Origin of the sequence: Gramella sp. AN32 (assembly GCF_023718305.1) — a bacterium.
Lineage (GTDB): Bacteria > Bacteroidota > Bacteroidia > Flavobacteriales > Flavobacteriaceae > Christiangramia > Christiangramia antarctica.
Map to the genome: position 1 here is coordinate 51,203 of NZ_QEYO01000016.1, position 17,221 is coordinate 68,423.

The 17,221-nt window shown below is 36.9% G+C and carries 16 protein-coding genes; 4 read left to right on the plus strand and 12 right to left on the minus strand.

The window, feature by feature from the left end:
* Nucleotides 1-2: 2 nt before the first annotated feature.
* Nucleotides 3-1,202, minus strand: a complete 1,200-nt coding sequence (locus DHD80_RS15350) for a proline dehydrogenase family protein (RefSeq protein ID WP_251742341.1) — start codon at nt 1,200-1,202, stop codon at nt 3-5.
* A gap of 88 nt (nt 1,203-1,290) precedes the next feature.
* On the opposite strand from DHD80_RS15350, the gene aroB reads away from it, so the two are divergent.
* Together aroB and DHD80_RS15360 are read left to right on the plus strand one after the other, a co-directional pair.
* Entirely contained in the window at nt 1,291-2,361 is a 1,071-nt protein-coding gene (gene aroB, locus DHD80_RS15355) for a 3-dehydroquinate synthase (RefSeq protein ID WP_251742342.1), read from the plus strand.
* Nucleotides 2,362-2,449: 88 nt separating this feature from the next.
* Complete coding sequence (locus tag DHD80_RS15360; RefSeq protein ID WP_251742343.1) at nt 2,450-2,761, plus strand: hypothetical protein; 312 nt, start codon at nt 2,450-2,452, stop codon at nt 2,759-2,761.
* 53 nt (nt 2,762-2,814) lie between these two features.
* Here the strand turns inward: DHD80_RS15360 and DHD80_RS15365 are convergent, their stop codons facing one another.
* The 6 genes from DHD80_RS15365 to DHD80_RS15390 form a co-directional block, all read right to left on the minus strand.
* Entirely contained in the window at nt 2,815-3,363 is a 549-nt protein-coding gene (locus tag DHD80_RS15365; RefSeq protein WP_251742344.1) for a type 1 glutamine amidotransferase domain-containing protein, read from the minus strand.
* 97 nt (nt 3,364-3,460) lie between these two features.
* The gene (locus tag DHD80_RS15370) at nt 3,461-4,465 is read right to left on the minus strand and encodes a YihY/virulence factor BrkB family protein (protein WP_251742345.1); all 1,005 of its coding nucleotides are present in this window, start codon (nt 4,463-4,465) and stop codon (nt 3,461-3,463) included.
* Nucleotides 4,465-4,983 (minus strand): DinB family protein, encoded by a 519-nt coding sequence (locus DHD80_RS15375; protein ID WP_251742346.1) that lies wholly within the window; start codon nt 4,981-4,983, stop codon nt 4,465-4,467. The genes DHD80_RS15370 and DHD80_RS15375 overlap by 1 nt, the downstream gene beginning before the upstream one ends.
* Entirely contained in the window at nt 4,983-7,562 is a 2,580-nt protein-coding gene (locus DHD80_RS15380) for a phosphoenolpyruvate carboxylase (protein ID WP_251742347.1), read from the minus strand. The genes DHD80_RS15375 and DHD80_RS15380 overlap by 1 nt, the downstream gene beginning before the upstream one ends.
* 86 nt (nt 7,563-7,648) lie before the next feature.
* A complete protein-coding gene (locus DHD80_RS15385) occupies nt 7,649-8,128 on the minus strand; it encodes a winged helix-turn-helix transcriptional regulator (protein ID WP_251742348.1) in 480 nt (159 codons plus the stop codon).
* Between the two features lie 61 nt (nt 8,129-8,189).
* Nucleotides 8,190-9,410 carry a M14 family zinc carboxypeptidase gene (locus DHD80_RS15390; RefSeq protein ID WP_251742349.1) on the minus strand — a complete coding sequence of 407 codons (1,221 nt, stop codon included), beginning with the start codon at nt 9,408-9,410 and terminating at the stop codon, nt 8,190-8,192.
* A gap of 238 nt (nt 9,411-9,648) precedes the next feature.
* Here DHD80_RS15390 and DHD80_RS15395 point away from each other — a divergent pair, with 238 nt between their 5' ends.
* Both DHD80_RS15395 and DHD80_RS15400 read left to right on the plus strand, forming a co-directional pair.
* On the plus strand, nt 9,649-10,056 hold the full coding sequence (locus DHD80_RS15395) for a helix-turn-helix transcriptional regulator (RefSeq protein ID WP_251742350.1): 408 nt from the start codon (nt 9,649-9,651) through the stop codon (nt 10,054-10,056).
* 31 nt (nt 10,057-10,087) lie between these two features.
* The gene (locus DHD80_RS15400) at nt 10,088-10,465 is read left to right on the plus strand and encodes a DNA topoisomerase IV (protein WP_251742351.1); all 378 of its coding nucleotides are present in this window, start codon (nt 10,088-10,090) and stop codon (nt 10,463-10,465) included.
* Here the strand turns inward: DHD80_RS15400 and mscL are convergent.
* The 5 genes from mscL to ychF all read right to left on the minus strand — a co-directional run bounded on the left by mscL (nt 10,462) and on the right by ychF (nt 17,213).
* Nucleotides 10,462-10,908, minus strand: coding sequence for a large-conductance mechanosensitive channel protein MscL (gene mscL, locus DHD80_RS15405; protein ID WP_251742352.1), 447 nt, complete (start codon nt 10,906-10,908; stop codon nt 10,462-10,464). The two genes, DHD80_RS15400 and mscL, sit on opposite strands and share 4 nt — an antisense overlap.
* A gap of 2 nt (nt 10,909-10,910) precedes the next feature.
* Nucleotides 10,911-13,553, minus strand: coding sequence for a DNA gyrase/topoisomerase IV subunit A (locus tag DHD80_RS15410; protein WP_251742353.1), 2,643 nt, complete (start codon nt 13,551-13,553; stop codon nt 10,911-10,913).
* Nucleotides 13,553-14,044, minus strand: a complete 492-nt coding sequence (locus tag DHD80_RS15415; protein WP_251742354.1) for a hypothetical protein — start codon at nt 14,042-14,044, stop codon at nt 13,553-13,555. Before DHD80_RS15415 ends, DHD80_RS15410 begins: the two co-directional genes overlap by 1 nt.
* Nucleotides 14,041-15,900, minus strand: a complete 1,860-nt coding sequence (locus tag DHD80_RS15420; RefSeq protein ID WP_251742355.1) for a DNA topoisomerase IV subunit B — start codon at nt 15,898-15,900, stop codon at nt 14,041-14,043. The genes DHD80_RS15415 and DHD80_RS15420 overlap by 4 nt, the downstream gene beginning before the upstream one ends.
* A gap of 218 nt (nt 15,901-16,118) precedes the next feature.
* The gene (ychF, locus tag DHD80_RS15425) at nt 16,119-17,213 is read right to left on the minus strand and encodes a redox-regulated ATPase YchF (RefSeq protein WP_251742356.1); all 1,095 of its coding nucleotides are present in this window, start codon (nt 17,211-17,213) and stop codon (nt 16,119-16,121) included.
* Nucleotides 17,214-17,221 lie beyond the last annotated feature (8 nt).

Consider the following 17,221-nt stretch of genomic DNA (forward strand, 5'->3'; position numbering starts at 1 on the left):
TCTTAATTTCTGGAGTGTCTCGTAGATTTGTCACCTTTTCTGCGTTTTTTTTCCTCTAATAATAAGGAAAGTTCCCTCCCGGTTTGTCCCCTAACCGAGGTGTTTTCCTGAGCCCTTCTTAACAAATAAGGGACTACGTCCCTAACCGGGCCAAACGGAACAAGTTTTACCGCATTATATCCCTTTTTCGCCAGATTATAACTGATGTTGTCACTCATGCCGTAGAGCTGGCTAAACCACACTCTTTCATCGTCCATAGCAATGCCCTTATCTTCCATAATTTGTAAGGCAAGATAACTACTCACTTCGTTATGGGTTCCAATAAAAACTGAAATATCTTCCAGATGATCCAAACAATAAGAAAGAACCCCGTTGAAGTTAACATCGGTTGCTTCTTTAGATTCACAAATGGGGGAAGGATAGCCCATTTTCTTTGCCCGGGCATTTTCCTTTTCCATATAAGCACCACGCACAATCTTGACCCCTATTTTAAACCCGTCCTTTTTTCCTTTTTCATGGAGCTCTTTTAAATATTCAAGACGATCCCAACGATAACATTGTAGCGTATTTATAATATAAACTTCTTCTTTATTATACTTTCGCATCATTTGTTCCATAAGATCATCAGCAGCGCTTTGCATCCAGGTTTCTTCCCCATCTGCATATAACCTTACTTTTTTATCATAAGCATGACTACAAAGTTTTTCCACCCGCTTAATTATCTTGTTCCACTCCTCTACTTCATCTGGAGAAAGATCTTCTTTCATGGTCACTTTTTCCCAAATTTCAAACCTTCCTATTGCCGTAGGCTTAAACATGGCAAAAGATACTTCCCGGTTCCTGCTGGCATAATCGATTAGTTCCAGTTTTTTATTTATGGAAGTATCAAAATCTTCTTCAGTCTCTTTTCCTTCTACGGAATAATCTAAAATTGTGTGCAGATTTTCAGCATACATTTTCTTTAGAAGAGGTTTGCACTCCTCTGTAGTTACCCCACCACAAAATTGTTCGAAAATTGTCTTTTTAATTAGAAATTCTACAGGCAGGTGCATTTTCAAAGAAAACTCAGTGATCGCAGATCCAATTTTTACCAGGGTGGGCCTGTCCATCATACTGAATAAGAACACTGCTCTGTCTAAATCGGCATTCGATTTGAGTTTAAATGCAGATTTAGTATCGTTAAATATTTTACTTCTAATCATTATACCCGTTAATTGCGGCAAATATAAATATTGAAATTTGAAAAGTTTGATAAATTCTCTTTAATTTCGGAGCTTAAATACCAACAGAATGAAGGAATCTAAAGCCGACTTAAATCCGGTTTATTACGCTGAAAACGGATATAAAAAACTGAATGATTTTTTAAAAGAAACCAATCATTCTAAAATTTTTGTGCTGGTAGATGCTAATACTCATATCCATTGTCTCTCAAAGTTTCTTTCCAGGCTGGAAACATCGCACCCAATTGAAGTTATTGAAATTGATGCCGGCGAAGAATTTAAAAACCTGGAAACCTGTGAAGGAGTCTGGAATGCCTTGTCTGAATTGGAAGCTGACCGAAAAGCGCTTATCATCAACTTAGGAGGAGGTGTGGTTACAGATCTTGGAGGATTCGTGGCCTCCGCATTTAAAAGAGGGATCGCCTTCGTGAATATTCCCACTACGCTCCTATCTATGGTAGATGCCTCAGTTGGTGGGAAAACTGGTGTAGATCTGGGTAATTTGAAGAATCAGATAGGTTTTATCGTACAACCGGAAATGGTTTTGATCGATTCCGCTTATCTTGAAACTTTACCAACGGTAGAAATGAGAAGTGGTTTAGCCGAAATATTGAAGCATGGACTTATCGCCGATGAAAACTACTGGGAGAAAGTTTCAGCATTAAAAGACTTACTACCGGAAGCATTAGATACTATTATAAAGGAATCTGTGGAAATCAAAAAGAAAGTCGTGCAGAAAGATCCTTATGAAAGAAATATTCGAAAAACCTTAAATTATGGTCATACCTTAGGACATGCTATCGAATCTTATTTGCTAACGCATCCCGAAAGGGAGAAACTTTTACATGGCGAGGCCATTGCTATTGGGATGATTTTGGAAACTTATATTTCAGCAAAGACTCAGGGGTTTCCGGAAGAAAAACTGAAACGAATTTCAGCAATTATCAAAGATATGTACCAGTCGCATTTATTTTCAGAAAATGATATTGAGAAGATTCAGCAGTTGATGAAATATGATAAGAAGAATGAACATGGAAAGATCCAGTTTGTACTTTTAAAAGACATAGGGGAACCCGTAATTGATTGCCAGGTATCTGAAGAATTGGTTAAGGAATCATTTCATTATTATTTAAATAATTAAGGATCGAAAAATTAAAATTCGAGATAAATAAATTAACCTTTGCATCTGAATTGGTTTTTTATTTATACTTGCATAAACCAAATTAACTATGAAAAGAATAATCGTAGACTACAAAAAACTAACTCCGGAAATTCTTGGAATGTTAGTAGAAAAATATCCTGATGGATATGATGATGATCAAGTTATCGCATTTAAAAATGCTAAAAATGAATCGGTGGAAGCTGTTGAAGTTCGTACCGAGGACACCATTTATTTAGTAAAAGTGAGCACCAGGCTTGAAAATTCTATGGCGAATTTTGACGAAGACGATTATGAAGATTCCGAATTTAATGATCCAATTGTAGATATTCCGGAAAAAGCTGATGAAGAGGAAATGGAAGATGAAGACCTTGATAAATAAAAAAAAGGAACGCGAAATGCGTTCCTTTTCCTTTTTCATAGCAATTTTTAATATTAGGCATGTTGCAATTCATGCTTACCTTCTTTAATTTCTTCAATTACTTTTGCATTAAAGGCAGGTAAATCATCAGGATTTCTACTGGTAACAAAAGCTTCATCTACAACCACTTCTTTATCAATCCAATAAGCCCCTGCATTTTCAAGGTCTTTTCTTAGGGTATGATAAGATGTCATCGTTCTACCCTTAACCACATCGGCATTGATCAACGTCCAGGCTGCATGACAAATGGCTGCAACCGGTTTCTTTTGTTCAAAAAAATCACGAACGAATTTTAAAACATTTTCATCAGTTCTCAAATTATCCGGATTCATCACACCGCCGGGTAAAACCAGAGCGTTGTAATCTTTTGCAGTAACATCATCTAAAGTATAATCGACTGAATAATCTTCTCCCCAGTCGTCTTTAGCCCACGATTTAATAGATCCCTTTTTTAAACTTACGATATCCACTTGGAAGCCTTCATTTTCCATAGCTTCTTTGGGTGATTTTAATTCGCTTTCTTCAAAACCGTTTGTAGCTAAAATTGCAATTCTCTTTTCCATAATCTTTTTCATTTTTGATTCATTCAAAGATAAGGCAGAGGTACTCCGAAAAGTATTAAGAAGCTACTAAAATAAGGGCTTGTGGAGTTAAACTATCTTAAGAAGATGGTTGGGTTTCGTCATTATCATCGTCAAGATCTAAATGAGCCCTCAAACGGTCAACAATATGCTTTTCTTCTTTTAGCTGAACACGTCGTTGTTCCAATTTGGCCATTTCCTGATAGATAGCAGGTTCACCAAATCTATTGGGCTCTACTTTTTCCTTTTTAAACAGGGCATATTGAACTACAAATTCAGCACCAAAAAATACGATTAAACAAGTATAGTAAACCCACAGTAGTATTAAAACCACTGAAGATGCGCCACCATAGACAGAAGCAGGTTTACTCTGGCCAAAATAGAAACTTAGAATAGATTCCCCAATTAGAAACAAAATCGTAGTAAGTGCAGCCCCCACAAAAGTTGTCCTAAATTTTATTTTAATATCGGGTAGCAATTTGAAGATCGCGGAAAACAGGATGGTGATAAATAAAAAGGAGAGGAAATAATTGAGGACAATAATAGGGAATTCAGACATATTGGGAAAAAACCGATCGATATTCATCGCAATAATTTTTACCAAAGCTGAAATTACCAATGCAATGAGTAGTAAAAAACCAATAACGAAGACCATTCCTAAGGAGATTGCCCTATCCAGTACCATTCGCCAAAAATTGGTTTGCTTGGCGGCAATATTCCAAATGTTATTCATGGCAATCTTAAGCTGGAAGAAAACCCCGGTCGCACCAAATATAAGCATGGCCAGACCAAAAATGATAGCCCAGGTAGAATCACTGGAAAGTGCGGCATTCTCAATCATAGACTGAATAGCTTCCGCAGATTCCATTCCTATAAACTTGCCAATTTCACTGGTTAACCTGCCGGTTACGGCATCTCTTCCGAAGAAATACCCGGCAATACTCACCACGATAATAAGCAGCGAAGGCAGAGAGAATAAAGCGTAATACGCAATAGTTGCTGCCCTGGCGTAAGGCTCATTTTTATCCCAACTTATGTAGGTTTTTTTTAAGAGCTTAAAGAAAATTTTTAATGACTTCAGCATTATAAATATCTCTCCTTTATAATATTTCTATGATGTAAAGCGTGACCGCAAATAACAAAACCAATAGCCCCAGGTGTGGCATTATTTCCATTCATATTACCTCTGTTTTTCAGCATCACTCCATTAAAGTTACGGAATAAATATAGCCCGGAACTTCTTACATATTTAAATTCTTCAATTAAATCTGAAGGATTTCGTTTATTGGCTTCAGAAAAATTTACATAAGAATTATGATCGTAACCCGGTAAGGAAGTTTGCTCTTTCCTGGCAATTGCCAAAGCACGATATTGAAATATCCTTTCAGTATCAATTAAATGCTGAAGGACTTCCAGGATTGTCCATTTATCTTCCGCATAACGATACTTCCATTTACCTTCCGGAATTTCCTGAAAGAAATCAATGACTTTTTCCTGATTGGAAACCAAAAGATCGTTTAATGATTCCTCCTTCTCATTTAAACGAATATAATCCCAATAAAAATCACCAATTTCGTCCTGGGCTAGATCTTCTGCTTTCATTATGCTGAATTTCGGCTGGCGTTAATGTTGCCATATAAGGATCTCGTCACCATTCGCTCATAGATTCCCAGTTTTTCTTCATTCAAATCATCTTTACTTAATTCCTGAACCTTTCTAAGAGCATGCTGTTGTATGGTTAGTAGTGGCAAAACAATCCTTTCCCGGGCCTGTATGGAAGCCCTTCCTGCAGGTTGATTTTCCATAAGGTCTTTATATCCTGCTATTTTCAATAACAAAGCTTTTGTCCTCAAGAATTCTTCATGGATAATTTGCCAAAATTTACCAAATTCAGGATCATCCTGCATATAAGCCGTTAATGGAAAGAAAGATTTGGTCATACTCATCATCGAGTTTTCCAAAAGGGTTTTAAAAAATTCAGAATTCAGATATAACTGTCTAACTTTTTCAAAATCCCCTTTTTCTTCTAATTTTTGAATGGCGGTTCCCACTCCAAAGAATCCCGGAACATTTTGTTTTAACTGGCTCCAGCTTCCCACGAAAGGAATTGCGCGAAGATCTGATAAATTCAGTTCAGCCGAATTATTCCTTTTAGAAGGCCTGCTTCCAATATTTGTATTTGCATAATACTTAAGCGTACTCATTTTTTCCAAATATGGAATAAATTTGGGATGCTTCTTAAAGTCGGAATATGCCTGATAACTAATATCAGCCAGTTCGGTCATCGTTTCCCTATCCTCATCGCTTATAATATTTTTTCCTTCACTGAAGATTTCATTAGAAATTCCTGCACTAATCAATTGTTCCAGGTTATATCCGCAGGAATCTTTAGTCCCAAAGTTTGAACTAATCGTTTGTCCCTGTACTGTTAACTGTATTTCTTCATTTTCAATAGTAGGTCCCAGGGAAGCATAGAATTGGTGGGTTTTCCCTCCTCCACGAGCTGGTGGTCCTCCACGGCCGTCAAAAAAGACCACTTTAATTCCATATTCCCTTGAAATTTTGGTAAGTGATTCCTTGGCTTTATAAATACTCCAGTTCGCCATCAAATAACCACCATCCTTGGTTCCATCACTAAAGCCAAGCATGATTGATTGTTTATTCCCCCTTCTGTCTAAATGCTCACGATACACTTTATTTTTATAAAGTTGCTCCATGACCACATGAGCTTTTTGAAGATCTGGGACCGTTTCAAACAACGGAATAACATCTACGGTAGGCTTTTCCCAGTCACACATCCTTATAAATGCAAATGGCTGTAAAACACCCTGAACACTCCCGCAGTTGCTAATAATGTATCGGTTTGCCCCTTTCTCCCCATTGGTTTGCTGAATCTCTTTCATCGCATATATAGACGACAAGGTAGATTTACCCATTCCTTCAGGCAATGATCCCACATCAATTTTACCCTGCGCATGCGTAAGTGCATTCACCTGTGCTTCTTCATCAAGCTCTTTAAAATCTGCCGGCAGAAGATCTTCTGAATTTTGAGAAAGCTCAATCACTTCCTCCAGAACTTCTAAATGCTTACTGCTATCCTGTCTAATATCCAGGGTAGCGAAATGATAGCCGAACAGATACAGTTTATTAAGAAGATCATCTACTTCCTCCACAAAGAGTGATTGATGTTTTTCTTCTAATACTGTACGAACATCTTTTAATTTCTGCTTGAAATCTTCCAGACTTAATTTTATCCTTCCAGATTGTGAAACGGCAGAATAATAAATATCGTTTTCAATTTCAGACATAGTGTCCTGAAGTCCACGGAAGGTTAATCTTCTTTTCAGTTTTCTAACATCGCGATAATAGTTGAGCAGGATAGTTCTTCTTAATCGTTCTGCAACTTTTAAAGTAATTTCAGTGGTCACAAAAGGATTTCCATCCCGATCACCTCCAGGCCAAAAACCTAAGCTGATTACTTCATTTCCAATATCTTCCCCATCAAAAACATTCTGCTGAATGTAATTATGAATCTTACTTGCACTCTGATAAAATACATTTTCAAAATACCAGATCAGGGATACCGCTTCATCATAAGGAGTTGGCTTTTCTTTATTAAAAAACGGTGTCTTTCCTAATTGCGCTAGTAACAACCGAATTTTAATCAGGTCATTCTTTTGGATCGCTTTATCCAAATCTGTGATTATCCCTAATACAGATCCTGGATAAAATTGTGTGGGATGAGCGGTAAGCGTAGGGCGTACACTAAACCTTTTTAAAAATTCCTGCAACTCCCCCAATTTTTGTTTTGCTTCGGCTTCTTCCTTTACATTCCGTAAGGTTCCACGACCTTCCATATTATTTACGATGGGAAAAGAAGCATCTTCAATAGCATCAAATAAAACCACCTGTCTTTCGATATATTGGATAAATCTAAAGAGCAAGTCTATTTTTTCTTCTTCTGAAGGCTTTTCCCCATATTTATCAAAGAAGCGTTCTACGATTTCTGAAGGATTCTTATTCATTTGAAAACCTTTCTCACAAATCTCCTGAAACAAAGGCAGTAATGCTCCCGTTTTTTTGATTTCAGTATAAGGTAAGGTTAGAAAAATGCTGTTATAGACATCATACTTGGCAAGTACATTGTCATTAAATCGGTCTAATTTTGGTTCTCTGTTCATAAATTATGTTTCGAGGTGGTTAATTTTTATAAAAAAACCCTTTAAACCTGGCAGCTTAAAGGGTTATGAAAATAAGTTCAAGCTGCCTACATTTCTTTAAAAATAGAATGCATCAGGCGTTTTTTATCATTAATACTTTCTTCCATAGAGATCATAGTTTCAGTACGGTAAACGCCTTCAATATCATCTAACTGAAAAATAATTTCTTTCGCATGTTGGGTATTTCTCGCACGAATTTTACAGAATACATTGAATTTACCAGTAGTCACATGGGCTACCGTAACAAAAGGAATTTCATTGATTCTTTCTAAAACAAATTTCGTTTGTGAAGTATTCTGAAGAAAAACTCCTACGTATGCAATAAAAGCATAACCAAGTTTTTTATAATCCAAGGTTAATGAAGAACCGATAATAATTCCCGCTTCTTCCATTTTCTTTACGCGAACATGAACAGTTCCCGCTGAAATGAGTAATTTCTTTGCAATATCCGTAAAAGGTGTACGGGTATTTTCAATCAACATATCAAGAATCTGATGATCTGTTTCGTCTAATTTAAACTTGGCCATTTTTAAAAGCTGTTTTTTAATGAAGTTCAAAATTAATACAAAATCATTGAATATTTAATAATTAATTGGATAATTCTGCCGGAAATAAATCTAAATCTTCACTATTTATGACAATTTTATTAACTATAACGTTTTCGATAATTTTATCTTCGGTGATAATCTGGACATTATCAGTTTCTGCATTAATTTCAAGATGGCCATACTTTAGGAGGTCATTTTCTATTGAATCTATAACCGGAACGAATTTTATCTGATTATTTTTCAATTCTTCCCTAAACTGAATGGAGATATCTTTTCTCTTGCCTTTGAGCTCATAATTTCTGATTAATATATCATTAAACAGTTTTGCATTTTCAGGAATTTCAAAATATTTTTTATAATCTTTTTTTAGATCTGAATTTTGAGCGATTTTAAACAAACAGGTTATAATTGCTTTAAAAACATATTTCCTGGTTTCCTCCCGGGAGTAATCTTTCGGAAAATGTCCGGCTTCAAATAAGATGGTAGGCGTATTCAGGCTTTGAAAAGTATCACCCGCGCAATTTATATTAAAGGCATCATCATATCTACCCACTTTTCCCGGGATCCATTTTTGAAGTTCTGCATTGATGCTGGCTATTAAACCCATACTTGCTTTTCTGCTTTCATCAATCGAACGCTCTTCATTCCTGGATGGTGTTAAAAAAGATAATGTAGCTGGCTCTTTTTTATCTCCCGCACTAAAGATGGTGCGCTGATCGTGAAGATTAAGACAGAAATCAGGTTGAATTTTATGATATTGTTCTTTAAGAATCACGCTTTCCGGCTGACTTAATTCCTGAAGGTCTCGGTTCAGGTCGATCTTGTTTGCATTGAAACGGGTATAATTTTTAGCCCCATCTGGATTAAGAATAGGGATGACATATATAATGATAGATTTTTTTAAAAATTCTACCAGCTTATTTTTCGGTTCTAGATTGAAAAAATTAAAAAGATCAAAAACGGCTTTGGTGGTCGTAGCTTCATTTCCGTGCATTTGTGACCAGGCCAGAATTTTAATATTTCCCTCTCCAAATTGAATTCTGAAAATAGATTCCTTCTCAACAGAGTTTCCAATTTCAATTTTTTGAAAGGAATCATCTAAGCAATTCAGAAATTTTTTAAGATGCCCCGCATGCAAATGTCTGCCTTTGATACCAGAATATTTTTGCGTTAAATAAGCCTCTTCTGAAATAAATTTTTCAAGATTTAAAGTATCCATGTTTACAAAATTAAACATCTTAAATTTTACAATTGTAAACATTTAAAAATACTTTATTCTTACACAATTGTAAACAGAAATAGTTCAAATAAGATTATGAATTTTGGAAATAATCCAACTGATTAAAAATTGTAAGTTAAATAATTGTATTTTAGTATTTTATATTTGTTTATATGAAGTAAAAGATACAGTTATTCATTTGAGATATTCTTTAATATACATAAAAAAATAAATTATAATTACAATTGTAACAAGGGAATTTGCTATTTTAGATTTCACAATGGTAAACACTAAAAACTTCACCGAAAGACTCGAGAAAATCATGAAATATTATGATTTATCGGCTGCTTCATTTGCTGATAAAATTGAGGTGGGCCGCTCCTCCATCTCCCACCTTCTTTCCGGAAGAAATAAACCAAGTCTGGATTTTGTCATGAAGATTGTGAAGAGTTTTCCTGAAGTTGAATTGTACTGGCTACTAAATGGAAAAGGAACTTTTCCCTCCTCTCATCAAAAACCTGGAAAGTCAAACCCTCTCACAATTCCAGAAGACCTAAATCCTGGATTGTCCTCAGAGAAGAATGATCGTCCCGAAAAAACTGACAAAATTCAGCCAGGCGCGTCAAAAGATATACAGAGAATAGTGATCTTTTATAAAGATGGGACTTTTGATGCCTTTGAAAATTGAATTTTAGAAAGAGATTGAGTTATTTTGCAGTATGAAAAGATTGCTGCTTCTATTCTTCCTTTACCTTTTAACTTCTTCATGTTTCAACCAGGAAAAGAGGTGTACTGACTTCCATACAGGTACTTTTCAATTCGAAACTTATTTGAATGGAGAATTGGTGACTTCTGAATTTATAAGAAATGATTCTATTGAAATCGAGAAATTTCAGGGAAAGACAGATACTTCAAAGGTGCGTTGGATAAATGATTGCGAATATATCCTCAGAAACACCAATCCGAATAGTATGGCGGAGGAGAAAGCAATCCACATGAAAATACTCACCACCACTAAAGATGGCTATACCTTTGAATATGGACAGGTGGGAGAATCTCAGAAAGCGCGTGGTTCAGTAAAAAAGATAAGCGACTAAAGGTTTCTTTCTTTCAGGATGCGGTTTTGCTCTTCCATAAGGTCGTTCAAATTGGCCAGCAATTCAATGTCTTTAGGGGTAACCACTTCCTTGTTTTTAGGGTCCTGGGCTTTGTTGCGAAATCGGTTCATCAGTTTTACGATAATAAAAACTACGAAGCCAATGATGATGAAATCTATAAAAGTTTCAATTAAAAGCCCGTAGCCAATGGAAACTTTTTCCACATAGTTTTCGCTCCCTTCAACCCCAATGGCTTCCTTAAGCACGACCTCTTTATCTGAAAAATTTATGCCGTTGGTCATCATTCCCAGAGGCGGCATGATAATTTGTTTTACGAGAACGTTCACAACATTATTAAAAGCGGTACCAATAATGATCCCCACCGCCATATCTACCATATTACCTTTTACGGCAAATTCTTTAAATTCTTTAAATATACCCATTGTTATTCGTCAAATAATTTTGTTTGAGACTCTGAAGAATTCTCCGGATCGGGTTTGTTTATGTCTCCATTTTTAATCACTTCTCCGGTTATTTCCGAAATATTTATTTCGTCATCTTTCTCTTCCTCAGTCACTTCTTCCTGGCCTTCGTAGGGCATGGGATCCAGTAAATTAATTTGGTTTACCTTTTCAGTAGTTAACTGGTTACCAAGAGCTTTAATACCCTTCACCGAAATAAATTCTTCAATATTGATTTCCTCACTTTCTTTACGCTCTTTACCTTTGGTTTTAGTAAAAACGATCTCTGCCATTGGATAATAATCTGTAGAAACAAGCTCCAAAAATGAATCCTGATGTTCACTGATAAAAGATTCTTCTTTATCTGAATTTTCTAATAGAAAACGCTTTACATAATAACGTTCCTTCTCCGGTTCCCAATAAATTGCGGAAATTGGCTTGTCTTTGATCCATTTCTCCAGCACGATCATTTCTTCATCAAAACGCGTAGTGAGTTCTGGCTTTATAGTTTTAGCAACCCCATCCTGGGTAATGATCAATAAGCGATCTTCTCCTTTAAATTCGCCTAAAAGTTCACCACGTTCATCCACATTCAATCTTTTCACGGTTTCATCAAACCATATTCTACGCGGTTTTAAGGTAGAAACCCCTTCTTCTTTTAATTCTATTTTCTTAACCGAATATTTAGTAACAATATTCCCTTTTACTTTACGGCCTTTTATAAGGATTTCAGAGAAATCAAGATCAAATTTCAGCTTTTTGATACTTCCCATTTGCCTTAGGAAAATAGTGATGATCTCTGCCTCTCCATTAGGATTGGCCGAAAAATAGAGCACTTTAGAATCTTTCTTTCCCTGTGCCATATCATAATCCCTATCCCGGGTTACTGAAGTTACACTGAAACGCTTTACATAGGCCTTCCCGGCCTTCCCATCACGATAGATCATGTTGTAGATAGTGCGCTTATCTTTCTTCTTGAAAATGGCCACATGAATGATATCTTTACCAATAAAGGTTTTTGCGTCCACTTTAGTGACCATCATTTTTCCATCTGCCGTAAAACAAATCACATCATCAATATCTGAGCAATCAGCAACATATTCATCCTTTTTAAGACTGGTTCCCACAAAACCTTCCGCTCTGTTCACATAGAGTTTTGTATTGCGAATAATCACTTTGCTGGCTTCTATGTCATCAAATAATTTAAGCTCTGTCTTACGCTGCTTTCCTTCGCCGTAATCTTTTCTTAACTTTTTAAAGTAATCTACCGCAAAATCAACAATATTGTCAAGGTGATGCTTTACCTGAGCGATCTCACCTTCCAGTGCTTCAATCTTTTGTTGCGCCTTACCTAAATCGAATTTTGAGATTCTTTTAATGCGAATTTCTGTAAGCCGAACGATATCTTCTTCAGTAACCGCTCTTCTTAAATGTTTTGTATGTGGCGCCAAGCCTCGATCTATCGCCTGGATTACACCTTCCCAGGTTTCTTCTTCTTCAATATCCCGGTAAACCCTGTTCTCAATAAAAATCCTTTCCAGGCTGGCATAATGCCACTGTTCCTGAAGTTCATGTAGTTTTATTTCAAGTTCCCGCTGAAGCAAATGCAACGTATGGTCTGTAGATCTGCGCAATACCTCAGAAACTCCCAAAAATATCGGCTTATGGTCGATAATTACACAACCTAAAGGCGCAATAGAGTTTTCACATTGGGTAAATGCAAAGAGCGCATCAATGGTTTTATCAGGAGAAATGTTGCTGGGAAGATGAATAAGAATTTCAACTTCGGCAGCGGTGTTATCTTCAATTTTTTTGATTTTGATCTTTCCTTTGTCGTTAGCCTTCAGGATAGAATCTATTAAACTGGTTGTAGTTGTGCCATAAGGCACTTCAGAAATGATAAGTGTATTTTTATCAAGCTGATTTATTTTTGCCCGCACCCGAACCCTTCCGCCACGAAGGCCATCATTATAATTTGAAATATCGGCAACACCACCGGTAGGAAAATCGGGATATAACACAAATTTCTTTCCGCGGAGATGTTTTATCGAAGCATCTATTAATTCCAAAAAATTATGCGGAAGCAACCTGGTGCTCAATCCCACCGCAATACCTTCAGCTCCCTGGGCCAGTAATAAAGGAAATTTAACCGGTAAATTCACCGGTTCCTGTTTTCTCCCATCATAGGATAATTGCCACTCTGTAAGCTTGGGGCTATATAGAACTTCCAAGGCAAATTTGGAAAGCCTTGCTTCAATATATCTTGGCGCAGCAGCTCTATCCCCGGTTAGGATATTTCCCCAGTTTCCCTGGGCGTCGATCAAAAGGTCTTTTTGGCCAATTTGCACCATGGCATCACCAATACTGGCATCTCCATGGGGATGATATTGCATGGTATGGCCCACGATGTTTGCCACTTTATTGTAACGCCCATCATCGAGGTCTTTCATAGAATGCATAATCCTGCGTTGTACCGGTTTAAAACCGTCTTCTATCGCAGGGACGGCCCTTTCCAGGATCACATAAGATGCGTAATCCAGGAACCAGTCCTTGTACATTCCGGTAACTTTTATTAATTCTTCGTTATTTTCAAATTGCTCGTCCTGAGCATCAATATTTTCTTTCATTAGGCGGTAACTTTCGGTGTGGTTTCTAAAACTTTGTTTAAGGAAGCCACCATCCCCTTTTTCTTTTTACTGCTTAAAAATGTTGTGTTGAAGGTGTACTTTTTATATCCGCTCCTTCTTCGGGATTTAATATAAATTGTAAGTGCAGCATAGAACCCGACATCTACGAATTTGAATTTGGCTAATTTGCGTTTAGGAAATTCGGCTTTTTTTACCCGATATTCCATGAATTTCGAAAAGAATACTCCGTTATTTTTAAAATTCAAGGTTTCCCCATCACTATCAAAATCAAACGACTGCCCGATTCTATGCACATAAAAAGCAAGAATGAATGTGATAATATTGGGTAGAAAATGGCTGAAGCTTATTTCCTGCTCGCTATCAGAAGCCATGATCTCAATATTCACAAAAATATTGGTCACAAACACCGCTATCAAAACAATGTAGATAGAAGGGATTATTTTTATCTCACTTTTGTTATTACACTTCATGCGCCCAACTCTTCAATTAGGTCCACTTCAACTTTGAGATTATCTATAATGAATTCCTGGCGATCAGGTGTATTCTTGCCCATATAAAAACTTAACATTTCTTCAATAGATTTATCCTTATCCAGCATCACCGGATCGAGACGGATATCATCCCCAATAAAATGTACAAATTCATTCGGGGAGATCTCCCCCAAACCTTTGAATCGCGTAATCTCAGGTTTTCCGGATAACTTCTGGAGTGCTGCCCGGCGCTCCATTTCACTGTAACAGTAAATAGTTTCCTTTTTATTTCTTACCCGAAAAAGTGGCGTTTGTAAAATGTACAGATGATTTTCTTTGATCAATTCCGGAAAGAACTGCAGGAAAAAAGTGATCAATAATAACCGAATGTGCATTCCGTCAACATCGGCATCTGTGGCGATCACAATATTGTTATATCTAAGATCTTCCAGCGATTCTTCAATATTTAATGCCGCCTGAAGCAAATTGAATTCTTCATTTTCGTAAACGATCTTTTTTGAAAGTCCGTAACTGTTTAAAGGTTTCCCTTTTAAGCTGAATACCGCCTGGGTCATCACATCCCTACTTTTAGTGATCGATCCGCTCGCGGAATCTCCCTCGGTAATAAACAAGGTAGTTTCCAGACATTTTTCGTGTTTACTATCACCTAAATGAATTCTGCAATCCCTTAATTTCTTATTATGTAAACTGGCTTTTTTCGCACGATCTTTGGCTAGTTTCCTAATCCCGGAAAGATCTTTTCGTTCCCTTTCTGCCTGAAGGATTTTTCGTTGGAGTTTATCAGCCGTTTCGGGATTTTTATGCAGATAATTATCCAGATTGGTTTTTAAAAAGTCGTTAATATGAGTTCTAACCGTTGGAAATTTCCCGCCCATATCTGTAGAACCAAGTTTTGTTTTCGTCTGACTTTCAAAAACGGGCTCCATTACTTTAATACTTATCGCCGAAACGATAGATTTTCGAATATCACTCGATTCATAATTTTTTCCATAAAAATCACGAATCGTTTTCACGATAGATTCCCGAAAAGCCGCGAGATGTGTTCCACCCTGTGACGTATTTTGCCCATTTACAAACGAATGATATTCTTCGCTGTATTGGGATTTACTATGCGTCATGGCAACTTCAATATCATCCCCACGAAGGTGAATAATAGGATATAACATATCTTCTGCGTTGATGCTATCTCCAAGAAGATCTTTTAAACCATTTTCTGAATAGAATTTTTCCCCATTAAAAAGGATAGTCAATCCCGGGTTGAGATACACATAATTTTTAAGCATTTTCTCTATATATTCATTTCTGAATTTATAGTTTTTGAAAATTGCTTCGTCAGGTATAAAAGTAATCTTGGTGCCCCTTCTTCTGGAAGTTTCATCAAGATGTTCTTCCTCGGTAAGATTTCCTGCTTCAAATTCAGCAGCGTGGCTTTTACCGTCACGAGAAGATTCTACACGAAAATAAGAGGATAAAGCATTTACGGCTTTTGTACCAACTCCATTAAGCCCTACAGATTTTTTAAATGCTTTGGTGTCATACTTTCCTCCGGTATTCATTTTCGAAACCACATCCACTACTTTACCAAGCGGAATTCCACGTCCAAAATCACGCACAATTACGCGCTGGTTCTGTACAGAAATTTCAATAGTTTTCCCGGAACCCATCACGAATTCATCGATACTGTTATCGATTACTTCTTTTAGGAGGATGTAGATCCCGTCATCCTGACTACTTCCGTCGCCAAGTTTCCCAATATACATCCCGGGACGCATGCGGATATGTTCTTTCCAGTCCAATGACCGAATGTTATCTTCGGTATATTTAGTTTCACTCATAAAAATTGCGGAGTTTCGGTCTAAATATAAGGTTTAGCTTAAAGAGCTGAAATAGCAAACGCTTAAAGTAATTAACAATGATTTAAGGAAAAATGTTAATTAGTTTGGGGTTCGTGGTTCGGAGTTTATAGTCTATAGCGCGATTGCCTTCGGGGAATTATATAGATTAAATAATCAAGATTACCACCTACAACTAACGACTACCAACTACGGACTAACTATACGTTAAATCGGAAATGCATAACATCGCCATCTTTTACGATATATTCCTTTCCTTCCACACGCATCTTTCCGGCTTCTTTTACTTTTGCTTCGCTACCGTGTTCCACATAAGTATCATAGCCAATAACCTCAGCACGAATAAAGCCTTTTTCAAAATCGGTATGAATAACCCCGGCAGCTTGTGGCGCAGAAGCCCCCACAGGAATAGTCCAGGCCCGCACTTCTTTTTCACCAGCGGTAAAATAAGTTTGCAGGTCTAATAAAGTATAAGCTCCTCGTATCAGTTTAGCTGAACCAGGTTCATCCAGGCCAATATCCTGAAGGAACATTTGTCTTTCTTCAAAATCTTCCAGCTCGGCAATATCTGCTTCGGTTCCAACGGCAAGCACCAAAACCTCGGCGTTTTCATCTTTTACAGCTGCTTTTACTTTTTCAACAAAATCATTGCCTGTAGTTGCTGAATTTTCATCTACATTACAAACATACATTACCGGTTTATCTGTAATAAACTGAAGTGGTTTTATAAATTCTTTTCGGTCGTCTTCAGAAAGTTCTATTGATCGAACAGATCTTCCCTGTTCCAATCCCGCCTTTATTTTCAATAAAGCCGCTTCTTCCTTTTGAGCTTCTTTATTTCCGGTTTTGGCCGCCCTTTTTACTTTCTCGAGTTTCTTATCTACCGTTTCAAGATCTTTCAACTGCAATTCCATGTCGATAGTTTCTTTATCTCTAATTGGGTCTATAGAACCATCTACATGCACAATATTATCATCCTGAAAACATCTGAGGACGTGGAGGATCGCATCTGTTTCGCGAATATTGCCGAGGAACTGATTTCCCAAACCTTCACCTTTACTGGCACCTTTTACAAGACCTGCAATATCTACGATCTCTACCGTTGCAGGTAAAATTCGTTGCGGATTTACCAATTCACCCAATTTCTTTAAACGGGAATCCGGAACGTTTACCACACCAATATTAGGTTCGATGGTACAGAAGGGAAAATTGGCACTTTGAGCTTTGGCATTGCTCAAGCAATTAAAAAGCGTTGATTTTCCAACATTAGGTAATCCTACAATTCCGGCTTTCATATATTCTG